Here is a 4,034-nt window from a genome sequence, read left to right as displayed (position 1 = left end):
TCAGTGAGCTGTTTCCAACCTGGTTGCGCGGGACGGGAGTTGAGGCGAGGGGCGGTGCTGAGACGTAGAGAAGCTCCTGGTAGACGGGTGATTGTCGAGATCAACTGTCCAGCCAGGAGCTTCCGCGTGCTTGTCTACCCATCGGGAATCGATCTGTCCACCTCGACCCTGCGCTTCCTCGCCCGCGAGCTGGGCACGCGGCATCGTGAGAAGGGCACCAGGTGGCGCCGTCTGCCCGCAGGACGCCAGGCGCTGCTGGTCCTGGCGCATCTGCGCTGCGGTGACACCTACGCCCGCCTCGCCGCCGGATTCGAAGTCGGGATCGCCACGGTCTACCGGTACGTGGCCGAGGCCGTCGAGGTCCTCGCCGCGCTGGCTCCCGACCTGCGGACCGCCGCCCGCGCCGCATCCACCAAAGCGTTCGTGATCCTGGACGGCACGCTGCTGGCGATCGACCGGATCGCCGCCGACCAGCCCTTCTACTCCGGAAAACACCGGAAGCACGGCATGAACGTGCAGGTCCTCACCGATCCGTTCGGCCGACTGCTGTGGGCCTCACCCGCGCTGCCCGGAGCCATCCACGACATCAAGGCCGCCCGCACCCACGGAGTGATCGACACCCTCGCCAAGGAGGAGATCAACTGCTGGGCGGACAAGGGCTACCAGGGCGCCGGAGGCACGATCCGGGTGCCCTACCGCGGCCGCTGGGCGAACCTCTCCACCGGTCAGCGGGCCGTCAACATCTCCCACGCCCGCATCCGAGCCGTCGGCGAACAAGCCATGGCGACCCTGAAAGCCTGGCGGCTCCTGCGGAAGCTGCGGTGCAGCACCAATCGGATCACCGCCCTGGTCAAAGCGGTCCTCACCCTCCACCTCGCGACCTCATGCTGAGGTTGGAAAACCCTCAGTGACCGAGTACAGGCACGAGGCGTGTGGGCTTCTGCCGTTCCTGTGCCGGCCGCCCGCGCTATACCTTCGCCGAGGGGTGGAACAGGACTGGGGGTGTGATCACGGGCGGGTGTTCACCCGCCCGTGATCAACTGGGTGGCACGCCGGGCCTCGCGTGCGGCGCACACTCGCGATTCGTCAGCCTGCGGGTCAAAGGCCGGTTCGTAGGATGGTAGCTGAGCCGCAAGGGCATGATCGTTCTCACCGGCATTTTCTGTACCGGAACCACTCACGCCCGGGCCCAGCCTCCTGCGGGGCGACCAGCCAGGCACGCCGTCCGGAGCTTGGGGAACCGGAGTGCACCGGCGGTTGCTGCGGTTTCCTGTCCAACGTCGTGCAACGGTTCGGGGACATCGTGCAGTGGTCGGACTGGGAGGTTCCGCACGCCCCCGCCTCCCCGCCGCCGGAGTTCCACTTTGACGCCAACCAGTACGACGCCGAAGTGGCTCGTGCTGAGGCACACCGGTGGTGGCAGGTCCACACGTAGCCCAGCACGGCACGCCTCTGCCTGGCTGCGGGCTCTTACCGCCGCCGAGTCCTTGGCCAAGGGGGAACGCCTCCAGCCGGCCGGGTGCTGTCGAAACTCGTGAACATTCCGACCAGGCCGCCGCGGCCACCGCCTCCCGAACCGACGTCGAAGTGCTGTCCGTTCTCGTGAACAGAGCCAGCTGATGAACAACCAGGACGCGATCCGCACGGGGATCCCGCCTCGATCGCCCGGCGAGGCGGCAGTTTCTGTAAGCCGCGGCACCGTCCTCGGGGACTGCTGCACGGGTAGGTGACAGTCGGTTTTCATGCCGCGAGGGCTGCGGCGGGTTTCATGGTGATCTCGAACTCGATGGGGGTCAAACGGCCGAGACGTAGTTGTCGACGGCGTCGGTGGTAGGTCCGCTCGATCCAGGTGACGATCGCGGTGCGGAGGTCCTGTCGGGTGGCCCAGGGACGTCGGTCGAGGACGTTGTTCTGCAGGAGCGCGAAGAAGGATTCCATGGCGGCGTTGTCACCCGCGGCGCCGACTCTTCCCATGGATCCGGTCAACCTGTGCCGGCCCAGGGCGTGGACGAACTTCCGTGAGCGGAACTGCGATCCGCGGTCCGAATGCACGATGCAGCCGGCCACGTCCCCTCTCCTGGCGACCGCGCTGTCCAGTGCATTCACAGCGAGCCGGGCCTTCATCCGGCCCGCGATGGAATACCCGACGATCCGGCCGGAGAAGGCGTCCTTGACCGCACACAGATAGAGCTTGCCCTGGCCGGTGGGGTGTTCGGTGATGTCGGTCAGCCACAACTGGTTCGGGCCGGTCGCGGTGAAGTCGCGCTGGACGAGATCGTCGTGCACGGGCGGCCCAGGCTTCTTGGCGTTCTTCGGCCGCTTCTTCCCGAAGACCGACCACCAGGCGTTATCCCGGCAGATCCGCCATGCGGTCCGCTCACTCATGCGCTCACCCGCGCCGGCCGCTTCACCGGCGAGGAACCGGTAACCGAACTCCGGGTCATCGCGGTGGGCGTCGAACAGCGCGTTCGCGCGGTAGGCCACGGTGATCTCGGCGTCCGTGAACGGTTGACGGAGCCAGCGGTAGTAGTGCTGGCGGGAGAGCGTGAGCACCCGACACGTAACCGCGACAGGGATGTTGTCGGCGGCGAGCTCTCTCACGAGCGGGTAGAGCCTTTTGACGGCAGGTGAGCCTGCGACAGGTAGGCAGCCGCGCGGCGCAGGACCTCGTTCTCCTGCTCCAGCATGCGCACCCGCTTCTTCAGCTCACGGTTCTCCGCGGACTCCGCTTGCGTGACGCCGGGCTTCTCGCCGTCCTCGACGGCGGCCTGGCGCAGCCACTTCGACAGCGTCATCTCGTGGACGCCGAAGTCCTTCGCGATCTGCGCGAGGGTGACGCCGTCCGGGCGGTTGCGGGCCACGCGCACGACGTCGTCACGGAACTCTTGGGGATAGGGAACAGGCACAGCGACATCCTTCCAGGCCGGCCCACGGGCAAGCCAGATCAGATGTCACCAGACCCTGCAGCAGTCCCTCGCTCGCGTCCCCTGGTTGTAGGCCCGCTATCGCTGGACCGCGCTTCCGCCCGGAAGGAAGGTTCAGGCGGAGAAAGCGACCGCGGTGACGTACTCGTATTTGCCCCAGTCGCTGCCCAGGTCCGGGAGCGTCTCATCCCACGCGTCGGCGAGCGCGGCGTCATCTCCGGCCTGCCAGGCGGCGACGATGCGGTCCCAGCGGCGGATGTTGATGCGGCGGAAGTCCAGCACCCGCCGGTACTTGTTGAGGACCTGGGACTGGTCCAGGGGGTGGATCTCCACCCGCGTGCCCCCGCGCGCGTTGAGGCGAGCAAGGAGATGGCGGGCGACGTTGTGGCGGCGGTAGGCGCGGTAGGCGACGTCGATACGGGCCCGATTGGCCCGGCTGGGAGTCTGGGTGTGCCGGGTCCAGTCCCGCATCGTGCGGGAGGTGACGGTGATGCCTGCCTCCCGCATCGCCTGGTATCCCGACGCTGAGCGGGTGAGGTAGGTCAGCCGCGCGTTCAGGCCACGGCGAGTGGTGACCGGAGAGACGATGCCGCCTTCCAGAGCGAGGCGCTCCAGCACGCGGGCGGCGGCGGTGCTGCCCTTCTCACCACGGGCGCGCAGCAGACCGAACTGGTGAGTTCTGTCCGGCATCTACCTCTCCCCCCCAGTGATGGTGTAGCTGTCTTTGATCTTCACCTGGGCGACACCACGGCCCTCGGTGAAGACCTGGCGCCAGTCACCGATGAGGTGGAGTTCGTCAGTGCCCAGCATCCCAGCCACGCTCAGACCCGCCTGGTGGGCCTTGAACGCCTTCCCCCACAAATTCGCGAACGCCTGGGAACGGATGATGTGCACCCAGTCCTGCCGGTAAAGATCCCGATTAAAATTCGAAGAACCCAAAGTCGACACAAACTTCGAATACATCGCCTTCACATACGCCTGAGTGACCTCATCATCGATCTCCAGAGCACTCTCGCGCGCCTGAGCGAAGGTGACCCGCAACTTCTCCAACAAACCCTCACTCCCCCCCGACGTCCACGACTCATGAACCAACGGGGCCCCACACAGTCC

General features: G+C 66.8%; 3 protein-coding genes and 1 pseudogene. 1 reads left to right on the top strand and 3 read right to left on the bottom strand.

All coding sequences use genetic code 11. The features are described 5' to 3' along the window. The first annotated feature begins 126 nt into the window (after nt 1–126). Nucleotides 127–891, top strand: a complete 765-nt coding sequence (locus ACRDP3_RS03750) for a transposase family protein (protein ID WP_431515358.1) — start codon at nt 127–129, stop codon at nt 889–891. 849 nt (nt 892–1,740) lie between these two features. On the opposite strand, the gene ACRDP3_RS03745 is transcribed toward ACRDP3_RS03750, so the two are convergent. The 3 genes and pseudogenes from ACRDP3_RS03745 to ACRDP3_RS03735 form a co-directional block, all read right to left on the bottom strand. Further along, nucleotides 1,741–2,906 (bottom strand): IS3 family transposase gene (locus tag ACRDP3_RS03745; RefSeq protein WP_431515357.1). Its coding sequence is split into 2 segments (ribosomal slippage): nt 1,741–2,619 and nt 2,622–2,906, totalling 1,164 coding nucleotides; the frame shifts between segments, so codons are not numbered across the junction. A 132-nt stretch (nt 2,907–3,038) separates the two neighbouring features. After that, the gene (locus ACRDP3_RS03740) at nt 3,039–3,614 is read right to left on the bottom strand and encodes a transcriptional regulator (protein ID WP_431515356.1); all 576 of its coding nucleotides are present in this window, start codon (nt 3,612–3,614) and stop codon (nt 3,039–3,041) included. Beyond that, nucleotides 3,615–4,034, bottom strand: a pseudogene (locus tag ACRDP3_RS03735) (transcriptional regulator); the annotation flags it as partial. It abuts the gene before it with no gap.

It is taken from the genome of Streptomyces sp., from assembly GCF_050698815.1.
Taxonomy (GTDB): Bacteria; Actinomycetota; Actinomycetes; order Streptomycetales; family Streptomycetaceae; genus Streptomyces.
Note: the sequence above shows the minus strand (reverse complement) of the source record. Positions and strands in the feature narration are given on the sequence as shown.

What these genes read in the sequence shown, in the direction of transcription:
- ACRDP3_RS03740 (WP_431515356.1), bottom strand. Translation starts at nt 3,614, where the DNA reads ATGCCGGACAGAACTCACCAGTTCGGTCTGCTGCGCGCCCGTGGTGAG.